Origin of the sequence: Mesomycoplasma neurolyticum (assembly GCF_900660485.1) — a bacterium.
Classification (GTDB): Bacteria; Bacillota_I; Bacilli_A; order Mycoplasmatales; family Metamycoplasmataceae; genus Mesomycoplasma_A; species Mesomycoplasma_A neurolyticum.
This window is the reverse complement of sequence record NZ_LR214951.1, coordinates 933,110-955,589: the sequence shown is the minus strand read 5'-3', so window position 1 is coordinate 955,589 and position 22,480 is coordinate 933,110. Positions and strand designations below refer to the sequence as shown.

General features: G+C 22.5%; 21 protein-coding genes. 5 read left to right on the top strand and 16 right to left on the bottom strand.

All coding sequences use genetic code 4. The annotated features are described in order from the left end of the window. Positions 1-105: 105 nt before the first annotated feature. The 4 genes from EXC65_RS03980 (at position 106) to EXC65_RS03965 (ending at position 4,039) form a co-directional block, all read left to right on the top strand. A complete protein-coding gene (locus EXC65_RS03980) occupies positions 106-1,773 on the top strand; it encodes a hypothetical protein (protein ID WP_129720193.1) in 1,668 nt (555 codons plus the stop codon). After that, positions 1,766-2,662: a hypothetical protein gene (locus EXC65_RS03975; protein ID WP_129720192.1), complete on the top strand. Its 897-nt coding sequence runs from the start codon at positions 1,766-1,768 to the stop codon at positions 2,660-2,662. The genes EXC65_RS03980 and EXC65_RS03975 overlap by 8 nt, the downstream gene beginning before the upstream one ends. A gap of 83 nt (positions 2,663-2,745) precedes the next feature. After that, the gene (locus tag EXC65_RS03970; RefSeq protein ID WP_129720191.1) at positions 2,746-3,156 is read left to right on the top strand and encodes a hypothetical protein; all 411 of its coding nucleotides are present in this window, start codon (positions 2,746-2,748) and stop codon (positions 3,154-3,156) included. Next, positions 3,146-4,039, top strand: coding sequence for a hypothetical protein (locus EXC65_RS03965; protein ID WP_165001352.1), 894 nt, complete (start codon positions 3,146-3,148; stop codon positions 4,037-4,039). The genes EXC65_RS03970 and EXC65_RS03965 overlap by 11 nt, the downstream gene beginning before the upstream one ends. A gap of 402 nt (positions 4,040-4,441) precedes the next feature. Here EXC65_RS03965 and rbfA read toward each other — a convergent pair whose 3' ends face one another. From rbfA to pyrH, 11 genes are all read right to left on the bottom strand, one after another. Beyond that, entirely contained in the window at positions 4,442-4,786 is a 345-nt protein-coding gene (rbfA, locus tag EXC65_RS03960; RefSeq protein ID WP_129720189.1) for a 30S ribosome-binding factor RbfA, read from the bottom strand. Continuing rightward, positions 4,786-6,597, bottom strand: coding sequence for a translation initiation factor IF-2 (infB, locus tag EXC65_RS03955; protein WP_129720188.1), 1,812 nt, complete (start codon positions 6,595-6,597; stop codon positions 4,786-4,788). Before infB ends, rbfA begins: the two co-directional genes overlap by 1 nt. Beyond that, the gene (locus EXC65_RS03950; protein WP_129720187.1) at positions 6,590-6,853 is read right to left on the bottom strand and encodes a YlxR family protein; all 264 of its coding nucleotides are present in this window, start codon (positions 6,851-6,853) and stop codon (positions 6,590-6,592) included. The genes infB and EXC65_RS03950 overlap by 8 nt, the downstream gene beginning before the upstream one ends. A 3-nt stretch (positions 6,854-6,856) precedes the next feature. Beyond that, complete coding sequence (locus EXC65_RS03945; protein WP_129720186.1) at positions 6,857-8,431, bottom strand: NusA N-terminal domain-containing protein; 1,575 nt, start codon at positions 8,429-8,431, stop codon at positions 6,857-6,859. A 115-nt stretch (positions 8,432-8,546) separates the two neighbouring features. After that, positions 8,547-12,857: a PolC-type DNA polymerase III gene (locus tag EXC65_RS03940; protein ID WP_129720185.1), complete on the bottom strand. Its 4,311-nt coding sequence runs from the start codon at positions 12,855-12,857 to the stop codon at positions 8,547-8,549. 2 nt (positions 12,858-12,859) lie between these two features. Further along, the gene (locus EXC65_RS03935; protein WP_129720184.1) at positions 12,860-14,248 is read right to left on the bottom strand and encodes an APC family permease; all 1,389 of its coding nucleotides are present in this window, start codon (positions 14,246-14,248) and stop codon (positions 12,860-12,862) included. 150 nt (positions 14,249-14,398) lie between these two features. After that, positions 14,399-15,097 carry a ribonuclease HIII gene (locus EXC65_RS03930; protein ID WP_129720183.1) on the bottom strand — a complete coding sequence of 233 codons (699 nt, stop codon included), beginning with the start codon at positions 15,095-15,097 and terminating at the stop codon, positions 14,399-14,401. Positions 15,098-15,102: 5 nt separating this feature from the next. Then, complete coding sequence (locus EXC65_RS03925; RefSeq protein WP_129720182.1) at positions 15,103-16,020, bottom strand: Cof-type HAD-IIB family hydrolase; 918 nt, start codon at positions 16,018-16,020, stop codon at positions 15,103-15,105. A gap of 21 nt (positions 16,021-16,041) precedes the next feature. After that, entirely contained in the window at positions 16,042-16,980 is a 939-nt protein-coding gene (locus EXC65_RS03920) for a phosphatidate cytidylyltransferase (RefSeq protein WP_129720181.1), read from the bottom strand. Then, entirely contained in the window at positions 16,980-17,531 is a 552-nt protein-coding gene (frr, locus tag EXC65_RS03915) for a ribosome recycling factor (RefSeq protein WP_129720180.1), read from the bottom strand. Before frr ends, EXC65_RS03920 begins: the two co-directional genes overlap by 1 nt. Beyond that, positions 17,531-18,247: a UMP kinase gene (gene pyrH, locus EXC65_RS03910; RefSeq protein WP_129720179.1), complete on the bottom strand. Its 717-nt coding sequence runs from the start codon at positions 18,245-18,247 to the stop codon at positions 17,531-17,533. The genes frr and pyrH overlap by 1 nt, the downstream gene beginning before the upstream one ends. 111 nt (positions 18,248-18,358) lie before the next feature. Between pyrH and EXC65_RS03905 the strand changes: the two genes are divergently transcribed. Then, the gene (locus EXC65_RS03905; protein WP_129720178.1) at positions 18,359-19,003 is read left to right on the top strand and encodes a PQ-loop domain-containing transporter; all 645 of its coding nucleotides are present in this window, start codon (positions 18,359-18,361) and stop codon (positions 19,001-19,003) included. Between the two features lie 97 nt (positions 19,004-19,100). On the opposite strand, the gene EXC65_RS03900 is transcribed toward EXC65_RS03905, so the two are convergent. Genes EXC65_RS03900 through EXC65_RS03880 form a run of 5 tightly spaced genes read right to left on the bottom strand, consistent with a single transcriptional unit; the run spans position 19,101 to position 22,458 of the window. Continuing rightward, a complete protein-coding gene (locus EXC65_RS03900) occupies positions 19,101-20,285 on the bottom strand; it encodes a Y-family DNA polymerase (RefSeq protein WP_129720177.1) in 1,185 nt (394 codons plus the stop codon). After that, complete coding sequence (locus EXC65_RS03895; protein WP_129720176.1) at positions 20,285-20,506, bottom strand: phosphopantetheine-binding protein; 222 nt, start codon at positions 20,504-20,506, stop codon at positions 20,285-20,287. The genes EXC65_RS03900 and EXC65_RS03895 overlap by 1 nt, the downstream gene beginning before the upstream one ends. 3 nt (positions 20,507-20,509) lie before the next feature. Beyond that, positions 20,510-20,980, bottom strand: coding sequence for an MHO_1590 family protein (locus EXC65_RS03890; RefSeq protein ID WP_129720175.1), 471 nt, complete (start codon positions 20,978-20,980; stop codon positions 20,510-20,512). Continuing rightward, entirely contained in the window at positions 20,958-22,130 is a 1,173-nt protein-coding gene (locus EXC65_RS03885; protein ID WP_129720174.1) for an MHO_1580 family protein, read from the bottom strand. The genes EXC65_RS03890 and EXC65_RS03885 overlap by 23 nt, the downstream gene beginning before the upstream one ends. After that, entirely contained in the window at positions 22,123-22,458 is a 336-nt protein-coding gene (locus EXC65_RS03880) for an MG284/MPN403 family protein (protein WP_129720173.1), read from the bottom strand. The genes EXC65_RS03885 and EXC65_RS03880 overlap by 8 nt, the downstream gene beginning before the upstream one ends. Positions 22,459-22,480 lie beyond the last annotated feature (22 nt).

Genomic DNA, 22,480 nt, shown 5'->3' with positions numbered 1-22,480 from the left:
CAATAAAAAAAGGCAAATTAATGTTTTTTATAAACTATAAAAATAAAAATAAAAATTTGTTTATTAGTAATATAATTAAATTATTAGTCAAAAAAGGAATAAAAGATGAAAATTAGCAATTTAATATTAAAAACTGATTTAACACCTGCAATAGCTACAATAGCCCCAATAGAGGAAAGTTCTATGTTGTTAAGAAAAGACAGTTCTTTAGAAGACAAAGGCATGTTATATAAAACAGTGATGGAAGGTGATGGGGGAATAATTAATTTAACACCACAAGCTTATGGTGAATATTTGATGAAAAAAAGTGAAAAAGAAGTAGAGGAAAGACATGAATTCTTCTTAAATAATGTAGGTGAAAATTTAGCAAGTCGATTTATAAATAATAACTTGTATAGAAACATTTTAAATAATAAAGATTCTTTAAATAAATTTGAATTAATCACTAAATATATATATGGTTTTATAAGCGGAATAGAAACAAATGACACTGACAAAAAAGTAATAATTCAAAAATTTTATGAGAATTTATCAAATCATATGACAAAAGAAAAATTTAATCTTAAAGAATATAGTTTTGATAATAATTTTATTGAAATAGACTTAAAAAATAAACGAAAATATTTTCTAGAAAAAAATATGTTAAATGAAAATGAAAAAATAAATTTTGAAAATGAATTTAATAATAATTTAAAAGGTATTTTAAAAGGTGAAATAAAAATAAGTGACATAACAAGCAAAATAAAATTAAGTAATTTAACAAATGAATTAGAAATAAAAGATGTTATAAAAAATTTTAAATTTGATTACTCTCAATATAAGTGAGGGCCATTCAAATTAAAAGAAAAAAAAAATAATGATTTAACAGAAAAAACATTTATAAACAATGAAAACATAGAAGAAAAAGATACACAAATAAATCAAGATAAAAAAATAATTGAAAATGATAATTTTGTATTAAGTGATGATGAAATAAATAAAACTATTAATTTTTTAGAAGAAGCTGAAAATGATATAAATAAAGTTGTAGATTTTATAAAAAAATTAGAAAACAAAAATAAAAGTTTTAAAAATTATTTAAAAAATATAAAAATTTTTAATGGACTTTCTATTGTTTTAACTGCTGCTGCTTGAGCTATTGCCGCTACATACACTACTGCATCTTTTTTTAATTTTGGGATAACAATAGCACATTCTGTTGCTGCAGGTATACAAGCAGGAATAATGACTTATTTTTCTGTGGAAGGTAAAAAAACTGAAAATGAAATTGAGAACAATATTAATGAAATTGAAAATTTTTTAAATTCAGAAAAAATTCAAGAAATTAAAAAAAATTTTAAAAATAAAATTGAAACAAAAAAAATAATTTCTGAATTAAAACAAAAATTACAAAAAACAAATATTCAATTAAGTTTAAAAGACATATATAAATTTTTTAGTATTACAGAAAAAGCTAAAGAATTTCATAAGTTTATTTTTGAAAGTACTGGAAAATCAGTTGAATGAGTCTTAAAAAAATTTGCTAGTTTTTTTTCTAAAAAAAATTTGTTTAAAATTAATAATGGTTTTTTAAGTGCAATGCTAACAAAAAATAATATTATTACAAAAAAAATTGTTCAAGCCATATCAAAAATGACAACAAAAATTTCTTTAAAAAAAACATTATTAATAAGTACTACTTGAGCATCACCAATTTCTTCATTTATTTCTTTTTTGGATGACATATTAACAATAGGTTCTGCAATTAATGATATAGAGTATTTAAATGAATAGTAAAATAGATTGAAAATCAAGAATATGTCCTATTGATGTTGATGATGATGATGATATTTGTTTATTGAATTTTTCACTAATAAGTAATAAAAATAACTGAAAAGCTTTTTTTTATCTTTTTTTATTGATTATTTACATCTCTTGTTTAATTTCTTCTAGCATTATTTTTGTGATTTCAATAGATAAAGTATTTAAAGAATATAAATCTTTTGGTTTTGTAACATTGAAAAATATTTTGATGTTGTCTTTAAGTGGTATTTTTGGTATTTTGTTATTTATAATTACTAAAGTCATTATTTATAAAGAAAAAAAGAAAAATAAAAAAAATTTTTTCTTGTGCCAAAGTCAAAATTGTGAAATTACTTTTCAAATCAAAAAAAATTTTTTAGTTGAATATTTTGAAGAATATAAATCAAAATTTAAGAATATTAAATCTATTAATGAAGTAACTTCATCCGAATTAACTAATGAACAATGATTTTTTTTGAAGAAAACAATTTTGCTTTATAATCCTAGTTATAAAAGAAAGATTTTTTCTGATAAAACTGTTTTATTAAAAGATATTAACTACAACTTATTCAAAATTGAAAATTATAATGGTGAAATAAATCATTTTTTAATTTGAAATAGGTTTGATTTAACGTTTTTTTATAAAGAAAAAAATGATGAAAAAAAAGACATAAATTTTCCAGATTGATTATTAGCTGAAAAAATAAAAATTAAAAAAATAGAATTTGTAAGTTTTAATTATAAAACATTAAAAAAGCAAAATCATCTTTATAAAATCGAAACAATTTATAGCGAATCTGAAATAAAAAAATTTGTGATAAATCAAACTTACATATTTTTAAAATTTATTGATAATATTATAGAACATTACACTTTATAAAAGACTAATAAATCAAAAATAAAAAATTTCTTTACTTAGTAATATAATTAAATTATTAACTAAAATGAAAATAAGGGACTAAAATGAAAATTAACAATTTAATATCTAAATTAGAAAAAGAAATTAAAACTCATAAAATTAAATGAGATAAATTATTAATATTTAAATTTTTTCAATCCACACCACAAGGTGCTGTATTTCAAAACAAAATTCTTAATTATATAAAAAATAATACTAAAAATGGATTTCTTTTAATTTCTAAATTTACTAAAAAAAAGTGAAATTTAAATTTTTTAACTCAAATAAATTTAGTTAAAAAAATAAACCAAAAAATTGTTAGTATAAGCAATAAAGTAGGTACAAAAAAAGTGGCATTACTAGCCACTGCTTGAGCTTCGCCTATAGGAACAATTATAAACATTTTAGATTATATTGTTACAGCCGCTTCTTTTGTGAATGACTTATACTACTTTCATATAACTAATGAAAAATAAAAAAATAAATTGAAACTCAAGATTGTGTGCTAAACAAAAAAATAATAAATGTTTGATAAAAATTCAAAGAAAGAAAGAAATAGTCTCTAATTTAACTGCCCTTTTTATATTACTTTCTGTGTTATCACTTATTTTTGTTTTAATTATTACTGTTATTGCTGTTTCATTAATTATTTATGATGCAGCTAATAAAAACATAAAATCATTTTCATTAAAAGTTATTATATTGTGTTTTTTCTCTGTTATTTCACTTCTAATTTTGATATTTTCTTTAATGTTTATTATTATATTTAAAAATGATAAAAAAATAAAAAATAAAAATCTTTTAAAATTTAAAAATAAAAAAAGATTATTTAATTTTGAATTAAGAAAAGATTTCTTATCTGAATATTTTGAAGAACATAAAGAAGAATTTCAAAATATTATTAAAATAGAAGAATTGAAACCTTGAGAATTTGATAATTTGCATTGAACAATTATAAAAGAAAAAAACAATATTAAAAAATATTTTCAGGGTAATGAAAAATTTTTTCTTTTAAAAAATTTGGAATTAATTTCTTTTAAACTACATACAATTAATAATAAAATATGTAATATTTTAATTTTTGATTATCTAGAATTGTATATATATTTTCATGATGAAAATATTAATAAAATTCATTTTATTGATAAAAATTGGAAGTTTAATAAAGAAATTATTGTAAGCGGTTATAAATGAATTGTTTTTCATGATAAATTATGAGAAATAGGAGAAAATTTTTTTAGTATTAAAACATTATATAAAGAAGATAAAATAAAAAAATTTATTATTGAAAGAACAAACAGTTTTTTAACTTTTGTTGATGATTTTATAAATTATTATTCAACAAATCAAAATAAATAAAATTGTTACTTTTTAAAAAATAAATTTTTATAATAAAAAATATATAAAAAAGGTGAAAAATGTTTCTTAAATTCTTATACGTAATTTTTAGGATATTCCAAAATGCTGATGATTTTCCAAAAAAATCATTTGTTTTTTCTTTATTCCTTTTAAGTTGAGTAACAATTTTATTAGTTACTTTTATTTTTGCTTTTATTTATACAATAAAAAGAGACAAAACTATACTAAAAGATAACAACATAAAAGATAATAAACTCATTTTTATAAAAAATGTAAAATCTTTCGGAATAGTTATTTCTGTTTTTTTAGTGCTATTTATAATATTGTTATATTACACTATTATTTATGGTATGTCACTATAACCCATTTAAAATCTTATTAAAAAAAGTGCTTAATGCACTTTTATTTATTTTCTTTTTCCTTTATTTGTTGAAGAATATTTTCTATTTTATTTGCATATTCAGCTACTTCATCAATAAAAAAATGCAATTCAGGCACCCTTCTAGCATTGATGCGATGAGCTAATTCTCTTCTAATAAAAGCTTTTGCATTATCAACAGCAATTAAACCTTTTTTTTCTCTTTGTTCAAAAGATAAATAAACTTTTAAATGTGAACCATCATTAGATAATCTTACTTCTGTAATAGTCAAACCAATAACATCTGAGTGTTGAAATTCTTCTTGAAAAATTTGTGATAAAATCAAATGATAGTGAGATTCTTTTTTTCTTATTGAAATAGAAGACATTATTCTTTAACCTCAACTTGTTCATAAGCTATGATTGTATCATCAACTTCAATATCATTAAATTTATAAATGTGACAACCAAATTCATTACCTGCCAAAACTTCTTTAACATCATCTGTTGTTCTTCTTAATGAATCAAGTTCACCAACATGAATTACTTTATTTTTTCTTATAACTTTGACTTTTGTTTTAGCTTTAAATTTACCTGTTAATAATTTGCAACCTGCAATATTTCCAACTTTAGAATAATAAAATATTTTTAAAATTAAAGCTTCTCCAATTACTTCTTCTACAAATTTAGGAGGTCTAAGTTTATTTAAAATTTCTTGTACATCTTCTATGATTTTATAAATAATATCAAATTCTTTGATTTCCACACCAGATTCACGCGCTCTTTCCTTAACTGCTGCTGAAACTGTAGTTTTAAAAGCATAAATAATAGAATTTGATGTTTTAGCTAAAAGAATATCATTTTCAGTAACTTCACCAACTCCTGAATGAACAACTTGACTTTGAGCTTCTTCATTTTTTAATTTTTCTAAAGCATTTTTAACTGCTTCTGTGGTACCATAAACATCACCTTTAATAATAAAGTTTAAAATTTTTGTACCATCTTTATCAATCATGATTTTCTTTTCTTTTAAAATACTTTCTTTATCACTGATAGCTTTATCTTTTGCTAAATTCTTAGCAAATTTCTCATTATCAAAAGCAAAAATTCTGTTTCCTGCTAAAGGAACATAATTGAGTCCAGTTATCACAACAGGTGTACCTGGTTTAGCTTTTTTTAGTGGTCTACCATTGGAATCTTCCAAAGTTTTAATTCTTCCATATTTGGAACCTGCCACTATAAAGTCACCTTTATTTAATGTTCCATGTTGGATTATTAAAGTTGCAACAGCTCCTCTTCCTTTTTCTAATTTTGATTCAATAACTACACCAATAGCTTCACGATTTTTATTAGCTTTTAAATCTAGAATATCAGCTTGTAAATTAATAGCCTCAAATAATTCATTAATACCTTTACCTGTAAGTCCTGAACCTTGAACAAAAATGTTATCACCACCTCATTCTTCAGACATAATATTATATTGTGATAATTCTGCTTTAATTTTTTCTACATCTTTAATTGGTTTATCTATTTTATTAATAAAAACAATGATTGGAACATTTGAATGTTTGGCGTGATTTATAGCTTCAATTGTTTGTGGCATAACACCATCATCAGCTGCTACAACTAAAACAACAATATCTGTTATTTTAGAACCACGAGCTCTCATTTCAGCGAAAGCAGCATGGCCAGGTGTATCAAGAAAAGTAATTTTTCTTTTATCATAAACAATTTGATATGCCCCTGTGTGTTGAGTGATTCCACCGGATTCACTGTCAACAACATTTGTTTGTCTAATTTTATCTAATAAAGTTGTTTTACCATGATCAACATGACCCATAATAGTAATAATAGGAGGTCTTTTTTCTAATTCATCTTCTTCATCTTCAATTTTTATTTCATCCATAAAATTTGAAGCATTTAGTTCAGAATGTTTTTGAAAATCAAAATCATAACGAATACATAATTCAGCAATTTCTTCTTCATTTAATGTGTAATTTAGAGTGTACATTTTACCTTTTTTAAAAAATAGCATTATTATATCTTTTGCATTTTTATTAATTTTTTCTGCAAAGTCAGCTATTGTCATAGGACCTGTAAAATTAAAAACACCATTTTTTAATTCCACTTTGACAGTATTGAATTGATTTTTTATAGTTTGCTGATTGGTTTTTTTCTTAATATTATCTTTTTTACTCATTTTTAAAAATTTCCTCCATTAATTTTGCATATTTTTCTTTTGGAATGTTGTTTTTAAAAGCTTTATTTAGTAACTTTTTTTTGAACAAAATTTCGATGATTTCTTTTTTATTTGTGACATAAGCGCCTCTGCCAGGAAGATTTTTATGAAAATCAACACTTATTTCTTTGTTTTTATTTATTGAAAATCTTAATAATTCATCAATTGAAATAATATTATTTGTAACAATACATTTACGTTTATATTGTTTTTTCAAAAACTAGTTTTCTCCTCAATCTTCATCATCTCAATTAATATCTATTTCTTTAACACCTGCAAATTCATTTAAATCATTATCATATTTATAATTCTTAATTTCTTTATTAATTTGCTGGATATCTTCTTTAGTAAAAATTTCTTTTTTGATTTCACGTTCTGGCTCATCAGCAATAATTTCTTCTTCAAAATATTGTTGTGTTTCTTCTGTTTCATCAAGTTCTAATTCATCTTCACTAAAACTATAAGTATAATCACTACTAAATTTGAAATCTTCATTAAATTGTTCAATTTCTTTATCAAATTCTTCCATCAAATATGAAGTAAACATTTTATTGTTTTTATTTCTATTATTAGATTTGTTTTTAAATTGTAATATTTCAGTTTTTGATTTTGCTTCAGCTTCAATTTGATTCAATTCATCTATATCACTAATGTTACCATTTCAAACAATTTTGTCACTGCCAAGTTCTTTTATTGCTTCAGAATAAGACATAATATCTAATTTTGCATTAACTAATTCTGCAGCAAGTAAAACATTGATTCCTTTTTTCCCGATAGCTAAAGTATGTTGTGAGTCTGGAACTACAACTTTATATTTAGTTTTTTTAGGTCCTTGTGAAATTATTGAAACTACTCTTGCAGGAGCTAGTGAATTAGAAATAAAAGTTTCTTTATTTTTAGAATACAAAACAACATCAATTTTTTCATCATTTAAATGTTGAGAAATTATTTCTATTCTATTTCCACCTTGACCAATAATAGCACCTAAAATATTAGGAACATTTTCTTCATTTACTGCAGAAACAGCAACTTTAGATCTTTCATTTGCAATTCTAGCCACTTTATCAATTTTGATTTCATTTGTTGTAATTTCAGGAATTTCTTTTTGGAGAATATCAAACAAAATTTTATTAGATGTATTAGAAATAATAACTTGACTACCTTTGGATGTTTCAAGAGCATCAAAAATATAAACATCTTCTATGTTTAATGAATTTTTATTTAATGTATCTTCGATTTTTTTAGAGCTAGATAAATAATTCGGCATAAAAGCTAATGTTCCATCTTCTATAATTTCGTAAGTTTTACCTGATTTTTTAGCAGAAATAAATTTAGCTTTAACAACTTGCCCAATTAATGAATGGTATTTTTTATAAATTTTTTCTCTAGAAATTTCATTCACTTTTTGTGTAAATTGTTGTCTTATTGAAATAAAAATATCTTTTGGGATGTCTTTTGGATCAATTTCCATTGTTACATTAACATCACCTTCTGAAACAACTAGATTGTTTCTACTTTTTGCAATTTCTTTTGTTGTATAATATAATTTGTAGCCTTCTTGTTTTGATTCCTCTTCAAATTCTTCTTCACTTACAACTGTAAAATTGTGGTTTAAAATCCTTAAATCATTATTTTCAAGGTCAACAAATAAATCAATTTCAGAATCAGGGTCAATTCTAGATGTAATAGTTTTTTTAAAAATTTCTTTTAAAATATCTATAATTTCTTCAATATTAATGTTTTTAGAATTGGAAATTTCTTTAAAAGATTTAAAAAATAAAATGTTTTTTTGCATTTTTCTCCTATTTTAATCAAAATATATACTTTATGATAATAAAAGGCTGCTAACGCAACCTTTTAGTATATTTTACTTATAGTTAGATTATAAACCATTTATTTTTTTTTCAAAGTTAAAACAATGCAAATTGATCACTTTCTTTTAAATTTTCTATAACTTTCATTTCTACTAATTTTTCAAATAATGTTTTATTTAAAGAAACACGTTTTTTAAGATCTTGAATTGATGTAAAAAACTTTTCATTTCTTTCTTTTTCTAAAGTCGTAGCCACAACTTCTCCTAAACCATCAATAGAAATAAATGGAGGAATTAATGATTTATTATCATGATTAATAATTCATGTTTTAGCTTTAGAATTTTTTAAGCTAACATTTTCAACTTTATAACCCCTTGCGAACATTTCTTTTGCTATTAATAAAATAGGAATCAATTCTTTTTCTTTTACCTTTAATTCAGCACCTTTAGCATTATTTTTTTTCTTATTAAGTTCATTTATTCTGTTAGCAACAAATTCTTCTCCAGAAATAAGTGTTTCAATATCAATTACATCTGCTCGAGTTGTAAAATAAGTTGCATAATATTCTAACGGATGATATAACTTAAAATAAGCAATTCTTCATGCCATCATAACATAAGCTACAGCATGTGCTTTAGGAAATAAATATTTAATTTTTTTCATTGATTCTATATATCACTCTGGGATTTGATTATCTCTTAAAATTTTTTCATTTTCTGGACTTACAGATTTACCTTTTCTTACATTTTCTGTAATTTGAAAAGCTAAGTATGGTTTAATTCCTTTTTGAATTAAAAAAACCATAATATCATCACGACAAGAAACAATATCTCTAAAAGACAATTTTAATTCTTTAATTAAACGATCAGCGTTATTAGTTCACACATCTGTTCCATGTGACAATCCTGAAATTGCAACTAAATCAGCAAAGCTATTAACTTTTGCGCTTTTTAACATTCCTCTTACAAATGATGTCCCAAATTCAGGAATTCCCATTGCTCCTGTTGTTTCATTAAAAATATCACTTGGTTTAATTCCTAATGCTTCAGTTGAAGAAAATAAAGAAACAATTTTAGGATCAGAAGTTGGGATGTCACTAGCTTTAATATTAGTTAATTTTTCTAACATTTCTATCGCAGTTGGATCATCATGTCCAAGAATATCTAATTTAAGTAAATTATCATGCAATGCATCATAATCAAAATGAGTTGTTTTTCAATTTGAAGATGTATCATTTGCTGGATAATTGATAGGTGTAAAATCTTCTATATCATATTCTTTTGGTATGATAATAACACCACCTGGGTGTTGTCCTGTTGTTCTTTTGGTTCCACTTGCTTTTTTAGATAAAAAATCCATAAATTCTGGTGACAATGTTTTATTTGTAATTTCTAAATGACTTTTGATGTATCCATAAATAGTTTTCTCTTTATTACTTAAAACAGTACCAGCTTTAAAAGCTTTGTTTTCACCAAACATTTTTTTAATCTCTTCTTGTAAAATAGGTTGATATTCCCCTGAAAAATTCAAATCAATATCAGGAACTTTGTCTGCATTAAATCCTAAAAAAGTTTCAAACAAAATAGTTTGTCCTTCTTTAGTTAAAGCTGTACTACAGTTAGGACAGTTTTTATCTGGAAGATCAAAACCTGACTGATATGTTCCATCTTCAAAAAATTCTGAAAACTTACATTTTTTACAAATGTAATGTGGAACTAAGGGATTTACCTCAGTTATACCTGCCATAGTTGCAACTAATGATGAACCAACAGAACCTCTTGAACCAACAAGATGACCATCATTTTTAGCTTTTGAAACTAACTTATGGCTTATTCAATATACAACATGAAAACCATGCTCCATAATTGGCACAAGTTCTTTTGCGAGTCTTTCTTCAACAATTTGTGGAAGAGTTTCACCATAAATATTTCTTGCAGTTTTATATACTAATTGTTTTAAATTTTCTTTAGAATTGTCAAATGTTGGTGAATATAAATCTTTTTTAATAACTTCAACAGGTTGTATTTGATTAGCTAAAATTGCTGAATTAGTAACAACGATTTCTTCAATAATTTTTACATCACCAACAAATTGAAATTCTTTATACATTTCAGTAGTAGACAAATAATTTTGTAATGGATAATCTGGATCTTTGTCTCTTCTATCATATAAATAGTGTCTCAAACCACCTAAACCTTTAGCATTTATATATATTTCATGAAAAATTTTATCTTTTACATCTAAATATTTACAGTCAGAAATAGCTATAACTATTTTGTTTAATTTTTTAGCATTTTCAATTAAATTTTTTAGTGCTTTTTTAACATTATTCAAAGTTATAATTTGTCTTTTTACAAGATGGCTAAAAGCGCGAGGCGGTGGAATAAAAATAACATCATAATATTTTATTTCATCAATTAAACTTTTGGTTGTTCCATAAATTAATTTATGGATTATTCTTGATGTAGTTGAACCTGAAGCAAAAAATAAATTTTCACTTTTAGGTAACTTATCAATAAATAATTTTGGACCCCCATAAAAATTGTCAATAGATGATAAAGAAATTAATTTAAACAATTCTTTTAAACCTTTTTGATTTTTAACATAAATTGACATTTCATTTCGATCATTTTTTGAATAATGTGAAAAAATTGTAGGATAAGTGAATTGTGCTAAATCTTTACCTGTAAAAACATTGTTTTTTTCTAATTGTTCTAAATAAACTAGTCAAATTTGGGCAAGAATTTTAGCGTCATAGTCAGCTCTATGGTTTAAAGTTGAATCAAAATTTATATTTAATTTTTGAGCTATATTTTCTAAGTCATTACGTTTTCTATTTGGAAATAAAATATGATTTAAAACTAATGTGTCAATTACAGGAGTTTTTAATTCTTCTAAATTAAAAGCATAAATTTTTTCATTTACTACATTGATATCAAATTGAAAAGCATTATGTGCAACAGCTATCCCACTAGATAATATTTCTCTAATTTTTTTAATTCCTTCTTCTTGTGAAATAGCATTTTCTACATCTTCATTTGTAATATTCGTAAGATCAGTAATTTGTTTTGGTATTGGTTTGGTGGGTTTGATAAAAAATTGAATTGTTTCAACTAGTTTTTTATTTTCTAAAATAACTGCACCAAATTCAATTATTTCATGGAATTTAGCAGTTAAACCTGTTGTTTCCAAGTCAAAAATAATATATCTTGAAGATGCTAAATTTCTATCATCTGAATTTATAATTGCACTTAAATCACTATTTAAAGCATTAAATGATGAACCATAAATAGGTTTAACTTTGAATTTTTTACTTACATCATAAAATTTAGGAAAATTTTGAACAGAATTTAAATCAGCAATTCCAATAGCTTGATGTCCAAATTCTTCAGCTCTTTTTACATATTGTTCAATATTAGCTAAACCATCCATAGTTGACATGTTTGTTTTAGCATAAAATTCAACTCTTTTATTTGTTTCAAGATCTTGTGGAATTTCATCTTTAATATTTAAAACAGTAATATTTTTAGAATTTAAAATTTTACTTTTGGTAAAATCATCATTTTCTAAAATTCCTTGAGCAATAATTTTATCCCCAATTTTAAAACTATTAACTTTATTTTTTTCAGCATCTGTTCTAGAAAAAATTTTAATTTTTACAGCTTCAACGTAATTGGTGATAGACATAATAGTTATTCATAAACCGGATTTTGTCTCTTTTGTTTCTTTCTTAAAAATTTCTCCTTTTAAAGAAACATTAATCTCATCAGTTGTATAAACTTCTTCAATTTCTAGTTCAACAAATGAATTATATTTATTATAACTATTAAAAAAATTTTTTTTATTTTCATAGTTGTTTGAGCTAGAAGTTTGATGTTGCAATTTTTCTTGTATTTTTTGTTCTTGCAGTTCAATATTTTTCTTTTCTTCTATTTTTTTTTGATCATTTTTAGTATTAATTTTTGTTTCAACAACTAATTTATTAAAACCTCATTGCTTTAGATAAAATAAAACCTTGTCTTTTGATTGGATGAAATTATTTTCTTCTAAAATAGAATCAAAAAAAATAATTAATTTATCATTTTCAAAAATATTTTTTTTATTTTCTAAAAAGTTAAATTCTTTTTCTGTTGCTAAAAGATATGCAAAATCAAAATAATTTTGAATATAAATATTTTTTTTAGAATCATCAAAAAGTTCAATATAAATTTCAAAATGTATATTGGTATGTTGTCTAACTTTAAAATAAAATTTTTTAAATAAAAAAATATCTAATAATTGATTAAATTTTAAAAATACAATATAAATATCATTTTCTTTTTTTACTTCTTTAACACTAACTTTTTCAAATTCTTTTGTATATTCAAAATTTATTTCTAAACAAAATTTTTTAAAACCTATATCCATATTTAAAAATCAACAATTGAATTTAATTGTCCTTTTTTATTTTTTTTAGATAAAACAAAATTATTTAGCGCTCAAAACGCAAAACCTAAAAGCATCACAACTACATAACTAATAAGTTTGAATAATGAAGTTGTTTTAAAGGGTTCATTAACAATAAATGGAAAAATATTAATTAATATTATTAATGAAATAATTACAATACCAATTACATAAAGAATTTTTTCAAAAATAGATATTTTAATTTCTTTTGTTTTATTAGAAATTATCAAAATTGAAAAAATTGAGAAAATATATTGCATAAAAAATACAATCACTCCTGCACTAATTATGGTTGAAAATTGATCTTTTAAATTTAAATAATAAGGAATGATTCCTAAAATAATCATTGCAATTATTTGTACAAATATTGCAAACATTAATGAGTATTTATATTCATTATTTTTATTTTTTATAGCAAAAATTTTAGGAATAAAATTGTCATTTGCCATTGATGCAATAATTCTTGAATAATATAAACTGCTTGATAGTGTTGAACTAAAATTTCTAAAAAGTGCTCCTATTATAAATAAAATAGATCCTGTTAATCCAAAAACAATTTTTAATAATTTGCTAAAAGAAACACTATCATCTCCTATTTCAACAACATCTTTATCTAAAAATAAAAATACTAAATAAAATACAAAGTAAAATGTAAAAACAATTATAAAAATTAAGAATAATAATTTTTTAAATCTTTTAGTTTTTACTTCTAAAGAAACACCTGCTAATCCTTCAAATCCACCAAAAGCATAAAAGAAGGATAAAATACTTGAAGCTATTATAGCAATTGAAATTTCTTCATTGCTTTGAAAACTTTTTGCAATTGAAAAATTACCAAAAGATAAATAAACAACAATTCCAAATCCTAATAAAATAATTACTCATTTAAAAAAACTTGTTATAAATATAAATCACTTAGACAGATGAATACCAAATAATCCAATTAATGTAACAACTACAAAAAGTATAATTGATGATATTTGGTAAATAAATTGATTTGATTTATCAAATTCTGTAAGTAGACTCGAAAGCAAAAGTGGAGTTGATGCTGCAAAAAGCGGAACTTGAGCAAATTGATTTCAACCTACGCAGAATATAAAAAAACGATTTTTAGGAAATGCTTTTTTAGCATAAGCATAAGCGCCACCTATTTCTTTACCATAAACTTGCCCTCCTCTTGAATATGAAAGCATAGCAACCATAGCAATAAAAGCTGTGAGAACAAAAATTAATATTCCTCAAGCGCCTTTAGAAATAACACTTGAAATAGTTACGATAAAACCAAAACCTATTATATAGTTTAGGCCATAAAAAATAAAATTTTTTTCTGAAAATTTATTTTTATTCGACATTATTAAACTCCTTGTAAAAAATAGCATTAAAATTATATTAAAAATTTTAAATTTCATTATAAAAAAGAATTAATAAAATAGCACAAATTTTAAGCTATTTTATTAGAAAAAATTAAAAATTTAATTTAGAATAATTATGTTTATTTATTACTAAATTTTTTTAGTATTTTTGAAATGTACTTTAGCAACATAGTTGAGAGATTTTTTACCATGTTTTGCAACAAATTTTTTAGTAAAATTTAAAATTAAATCATTTCATGCTCCATAAGGAAAAATCATGTTTCATTTTTTATTTTGTTTATCCATAAGCATATTAAGAGTTTGTCTTGCTAAAATTGAAGCACAAGCAACAGATAAATATTTAATTTCTGCTTTTGTTTCAAAATTCAAAAGTGAAAAATCATTAAAATAATTCAAAGGAACAATTTTATTATCTATTATTTTTTTAATGTATTTTTCAATACTTTTTATAGTTGAAAATTGATCAACTAAAATAGTAGGTTTTAAATTTGATATAAGCTCATGATTGACGCTAAAAAATTTTTCAAAAGCTTCTAAGTATGCAATCATTTTAATTTCATTTGCATTTCATTTTTCAGTAATCATTCGGTTATAAACATCTTGATTTATAGAAATAGTTATTGATAAACAGTTTTCTTTAATAATTGTAGATAATTCTTGAATTTTATTTTTAGTTAATTTTTTTGAATCGGTAATTCCTATATTTTCTAATTTGTGTTTTTGAGTTTTATCAATTCAAACACATGAAAAAACAATTGGAGAAAAATAATCACCAACCCCTGTTTCATCGCAACCGATTATGTTGTTTATATCAATATTCGAAATCATAATTATTATGTAATAGAAGCTTCTTTATTGTCTCTTGAATATCTAATTTTTATACTTTTTTTCATTTCTTTTTCTGGTGATTTAAGAAATTTCTTAATATAATAACCAACTCCACCATCTTTGTTACTTTTTTTCAAAACTACTGTAGCTGTTCTTTTGACTCTTGGATCACTATTCTCCATAGCAACAGCAATATTTGTAACTGAAAACATTGTAACATCATTGAAACCATCGCCAATACTAATTGTATATTCTCTATCAATATGGTAATATCTCATTAATAATGAAATAACTTTCGCTTTATTGACACCTACTGAAGTAATATCAAAAACAGGTGTTAAACCTTCACCTTTTGATCATGAAGAAAATTCACCTAAATCACCATATTTTGATTCTAAGTATGTTTTAAGCTCATAAACATCAGTTGTTTCTTTAACATCAAAAATAATCCCTGTAGGTTTTAAAGGAATTTTGTTTAAATTTATACCAACTTTAAATTTAGGTAACTGATTGAAACCAAAAACTTTTTCAATATCAGCATCTCTTTTTTTAAGTTGAACTCAACCAGGGCCTTCAATGGCAATGTTTGAAATTTCTTTTTTAACTTTTTTATCACCTAAAATGTAAAGCATTTCATTTAAATTTAAATATTTAATTCTAGGAATAAAAAAATCATCTTTAGGATTGTGAATATGAGCACCATTGTAATTTCCAATGACAGTATCAAGTTCTAATAAATCATAAATAGGCTTGCTACTTCTTCATGGACGACCTGTAACTATACAAACAATATGTCCTTGTTCTTTTGCTAATTTAATTGCTTCAATAGTTTCAGGATGAATTTCACCAGTTGCTGAATTAGATAAAACTGTTCCATCTAAATCCAATGCAAATAAATATTGTGTTTTTTTACTTTTTTTCATAGTATAAACCTCTTTAAAATTTTACAACAACATTAAACTAAAAATAATAAATAAAATAAAAACAATAAAAAATACAAAAAATGTTGAATCAAAACGATCCATAAATCCCCCGTGATTTTTGAATATTTTTGAAAAATCTTTAATTTTTAAGAAACGCTTAATTAAAGAAAAAAATAAATCACCAAAAATAGATGCAAGGGGTAAAATTAATGAAAAAACTAAACTTATTAATATTTTATTTGAAAATGTGTTTAAAAATGGGGAGAAATAAAAAATACAAAATCCAAAAATAAATGAAAATAAATATGCAAAAACAAATCCTTCCCATGTTTTCTTAGGTGATATTTTGGGCGCTAATTTCCGTTTAATTATTTTATTACCTAATAATTTGCCACCAAAATACCCTGCTGAATCTGCAAAAGCAGATATAAAGATTAATGCTAATGATAAATATACGTTGTAGATATTTGTTAAAATTATAACTTCAGCTACAACAGGAATAAAAATAACTATAAAATTTAAAAATACAAGTTTTTTTAAAAAAATGTTTTTTGTTTTCTTTTCTTTAATAAAATATATTATTGTAACAACTAAAATTAACAATGCTATACATAAAAATTCTTCTCAATCAAATTTTAAATATTCAATATATTTTTTTATTTTTTCAGTTTCATTATTTTTATGAAGAAGAATTTCTTGTGAAAAACTAAAAATATTATTTCTTTTGATAAAGAATAATATAGATAAAAAACAAAAAATAGTAGTTAATATTTTGTTTTTGTGAAAATGTTGCAAAATTTCAAATAATGCATAAAAAGTTAATATAATACACAAAATAGAAAAAATAATGTTTCCTACTTTACCAAGTAAAGTAAGAAAAAAAATAGGTAAAAATATTGCAAATATTACAAAAACAATTAATAATCTTTTAAAAATATTGGAATGAGTTTTAATAACCATTAGTTAGTCATCAAATCTTTTTCTTTTTTTTCTGCTATTAAATTAATTTCTTCAATTTTTTTATTAACAACTTCTTGAATTTTTTCTAAATATTTTTTTTCTTGGTCTTCTGTTAATTCATCGTCTTTTTTTATTTCTTTATTAATTTCTTGTCTAATTGATCTAATACCAATTTTAGCTTCCTCAATAACCTTTGATAAACTCTTAACCAATTCTCTTCTTCTTTCTGTTGTTAGTGGTGGAAATGTCAATCTTACTTGTGTTCCTTCATTAACAGTTTGGACTGATCAATTTTGAGAAATGATTGTTGAATAAATATCTTTAACAATATTTTGATCAAAAGGTTTTATTAAAATTTGTGTTGCTTGTGGTATTGAAATTGATGCAAGTTGTTCAATTGGTGTCATTGTTTCATAATAATTAACTTTTATGTATGAAACTAATTGAGGATTAGCTCTACCAGTAGAAATTTTAGCTAATTCTCTTTCAAAATGGTTAAAAACTTTAATTGATTTTTCTTCTATTTCCAATAAATATAACTCTAATTCCATTATTTTGTCACCTTTGTGTATGTTATTTTGCCTTCTAAAACTCTAAAAATAGAATCTTTTTCTTTAATATCAAAAACTATGATGTCGATGTTATTGTCTCTTGCCATTGACATAGAAGTTGAATCCATAACTTTTAAATTTTTTTGAATAACTTCATCATAAGAAATTTTATCATACCTTTTAGCATCTGGAAATATATTTGGATCTTTGTCATATACTCCATCTACTCCATTTTTTCCAGCTAAAATAACATCTGCTTTAATTTCTGATGCATATAATGTTGAAGCTGTATCTGTTGTGAAAAAAGGTCTACCCGTTCCTCCAACAAATATCAAAATATCATTGTTATCTAAATATTTGACACTTTTTTCATTTATATAATATTCAGATATTCTTTTATCAATATTTATAGAAGAAAGAACTCTTGCATTTAGACCTTCTTGCTGAAAACCAGATTGTAATGCTAAACCATTCATAATAGTTGCAAGCATTCCTATGTAATCTGCTCTATTTCTTTTAATACCATTTTTTTCAGCAGAAACACCTCTTCAGAAATTACCTCCGCCTACAACAATTGCAATTTTAATTTTGAGTTCTAAAATTTTTTTTAGTTGTTTTGCTATATTTTTCACTAAATTGTAATCAATAGCTAAACTTTCTTTTTTATTTGCTAAGCTTTCGCCAGATAATTTTAATAATATTTTTTTATATTTCATAAGTTTGAACTTTCTATATATTTTTTATTTCTAAATTTTAACATATTAAAAATATTTTTTTATTAAACAAAAAAATATGTATAATACTTAACAAAAAAAGGAGTTTTGTATATGGAAAGTTTGGTAGAAGTAATCATTGGCTGAATTGCTGCAATTTTAACAATCATTTTCGGTTTGCCACAACTTTACAAAGTTTGAAAATATAAATTATCAAAAATTAATTTATTAAGTTTTTATATTTTATATGTAGCAATAATGATGTGAAGTTTGTTTGGTGCTCTTTTCCCTGAAAAAAAATTAAGTGTTTTAATAGCTAATATTATTTCTTTTTTAATTTTGCAAGTAACTATAATTTTAATATTAAAAAATCAAAAAGTGAGAAATAAATTTATTAATTTTGTTATTGGATCGGTGCTATTATCAATAATTGTTATTTCTTTTGATTTTGTTGCATTTGCAAAAAAAATAAACGCACCTCAATGATTGAATTTAACATTATCAATAATTGCAGTATCAGGTACATCATTTGCATTTTTACCACAAACTATTAAAGGAATAATGAAATGAAAAGTTGAAGGTATATCACTATTAATGTTAATTTTTGGGTTTCTTATCAATTTATCTTGAGAAATATTCTGAATATTAGTAGGAAATTACAGCCCTTCAATTATTTATATTCTAATTGTTCAAATAATTGCTATGATTTTATATTTGATACAAATGGTAATTATTTTGTCCAAAAAAATAAAGAGATAAAAAATATATAAACATCAAAAAATCACAAAAAGTATGATCTTTGTGATTTTTTGATTTTTGTATTGAGATAAAATTTATAAAAAATGATATTAAAGAATTACAACTTATTTTTGTTTTTATTTTCTTTTAATTGTCTTAATGTGAGCAAAATATTTAACTTCATTTGGTTATTAACTTTCTCAATTAGACTTTCAACTTTATTATCTTGTAAATTTGGTTTAGTAAAAATTTCTTTTTGATTATTTCTGAAAACTGGATTTAAAAAACCAACAGTTATTCTTTTTATATTTTGATAATCTCAAAGTGCATTAAAAATTTTAACTAAATGTTTGTAAAAAATTTCAAAATCATCTATATATGAAGAAAGTTTTAATTTTTTTTCTTTTTTTTCATGTTCAAATGTTAAAAAATTTAAAAATATCAAATTAGATGATAAAAGATTTCTTTTCATTTTATTAGAGATATCCAAAGCTAAAATTTTTATTATTTCTAAAATGTGTTTTGCATCATAATTATCATTATTTTCTAAAGTAAATTGGCGACTTACTAATTTAGTTGTTTTTTTTTCAACTAAAATTTTATCATCACCAATAGATGTTAGATTTTGAAAAATATGAAATAAATTTTTATTAATATTTTTATTCTCTTTGCAATAGTTTATAAAATCACTAATTTTTAAATTTTGATTTTTAAATATTTTTTTGCTATATTGTCTGCCTAATCCTGGAAGTGCTTGCAATTCTAAAGGATAAATTTCTTTTTTGATATCTTTTTTTTCTAATACTTTCACACCGAAAGGTTTTGCTAAATTGGTTGCCATCTTAGCAAGATATTTATTAAATGAAATTCCTACAGTTACTGGAAGATTCAAATTCTTTTTTATTTCATCTCTAATATAAAAACCCATTTTTTCTTTATTATTAAATTTTTTATAAAAATCTGTAACATCCAAAAAGCACTCATCAATAGAAAATTTTTCAATTTTGTCACTAAAGTTTTCTTTAATAAAATTAAAAAAACTTTCTGATTCATCTAAATATAAATTCATATTAGGGTTCACAATAACTAAATTAGGTATTTTTTTTTGTAATTGAGAAATTGGTTGCACAGTAGAAATATTAAATTTTTTTATTTCATAAGATAATGAAATGGAAATAGCATTTTTTCTTTTAGATGCAATTGCTATTGGTTTGTCTATTAAATATGGATTTGATTTTCTTTCAGCTGAAACAAAAAAGGAATCAATATCTATATGCGCTATAACTTTGCTTTTTAAAGACATTAATTATTTTTTCTTTTAATTTCTAATAAATTTATTACATCTAAAACAGTTTTAATTTGGATAAGTTCTTCATCTGATATTTCTATTTTAAGTTCAGACTCTATTTCTGTTACTAATTCAATTAAATCTAATGAATCAACCCCTAACGAAGAGATTAATGAATTTTCATCAAATTTTTTATTTGTTAATTTTTTAATTTTACTAAAAACCATTTTTTTCATAATTTAGGTAATTATACCATTTTCTATTTTAAAATAATAATTTTTATACACTTTTTCATCATCAAAAATTCATACAAATTCAATTTTAACATTTTGTTTATTTAAAAATTTATAATAAAATTTTATGTCACCAAATGATACTCCAAGTCTTTTAATTATATCCTTAACAAAAAAACTAACAAAATTTTCATCAATAATAGCAACCCCTTTTTCTACATTAATTAATTCATAATAATCTCTTGGATTTACTTCAGGAAAAATATCTTTTTCTGAATACATGGAACTATTTTCATCATCTAATGTTTTATTGTTAATTAAATTATTATTTTGTTTTTGATGTTCACCATTTTTATTGTTATAAACGAAATAAATAGTAATAAATGTAATGCTCGAAATAACCAATATCGATAAAGAAAAAAATATTAATTTTTTTTTATCAAATAATTTAAATTTAATTTTTTTCAGTAATTTCATCTTCTTCATCTTCTTTTTTAATGTAAAGATTTTTTAAACCATTAATATCAATGTTTTCATCAAAAACATATTTAAAATTATTATTTTTAATTAAAAAATGGTCTAATTCATTTATTTCTTTTTCTCTGTAAGAAGATAATAAAAGTTTTACTATTCCATTATTTTTATGTAAAAAAGGTTTGTGAATTTTTTGGCTAAAATTAACAAAAACTATATTATGTTCATGATTAATAAATAATTTGCTTTTTAAAGTAATAAGACCTTCAAAATTATGTGGTATTAAAAATCCAGGTTTTGAATAAGAATTAATACCTTTAACTGTTTTTTGTTTTTCAATATCAAAATATGTTTGATCAATAATTTTAATTTGTCCTATTATTTTTTTACCCAAAATTCATTTTGGTTCTAAATCGCTATTTTTACTAAAACTTAATTTTAAAATTTCATCGTTTTCTATTGGTAAATTTTGCAATTCTAAACCATCTAGCAAAAAATCTCTTTCAAATATTTCATTTTGAAAAATATCATTTGTAACAGCTACATCAAACAACACTTCATTGTGAATTCCTTGCTTTAATGAACGAGGAAATAAAAAAACATTATTGTAAAATTCTTTATCATAATCATTATTATAGTATTCTAATTCATCAACAATGCTTTGCATCCTTATAACCTTCAATGTTTTAAAATTTATTTCTTTATTTATAGAAAATTCATTTGTTTTGTTTAAATTTTCATTTTTTGTCAAATTCATTGTTATTAAAGGTTCGTTTTTTTCTTCTTCATTTTCGCCATTTAAAATCACACTATATGAAATTACTTTTATTGTTTTTATTTCTGAAAATTTTTGTTTTATATTTGTGAATGGAAAATAAAAAATTGCAAAATCATCATATTTTAATTTTTGTGTAGTTTGCAAGTCAATAATTTGATCATTTACAAATAAGTTAATTTTTATAAATTTTGGATATTTTGAAAAATGTGTTACTTTAACAGAAAAAGCATCATCTTTTATGTATCTTTTAATTTCTATAAAAATTTTATGATTATTTTTTTCACTTGTTAAAATTACTTCTTTAAAAAACGAAATATTTTTTGTTATTACATTACTTTCAATATTTTGTTTTTCAACAATAGGAACATTAACCATACAAATAAAATAAAAATCTATCTAGTGCTTTATTCATTGATTTGTAATAAGTAGTTTTAGATCAACGATCTTTAAATCATTTTCTATCATTTTCAACAAATTCTTTTTGAATTAAAAAAACATATTCAGGTTCTAAAAGCTTCATAATTTTTTCAAATGTTGATTCTTGTTTCATATCTTGAATCAAAGATTCTGGAATATTTTTTCCAATTTTTTCTCCTAAATTTAATTCTAAATTTTGGCTAAATTTTATTTTTTTGTGCATGTTATAAAGACCTGCAACAAAATTTCTTTTTTCTATATAGGAAATTGAAGATAAATCCTTCATCACCCCTCCTTTTCATCAGTTA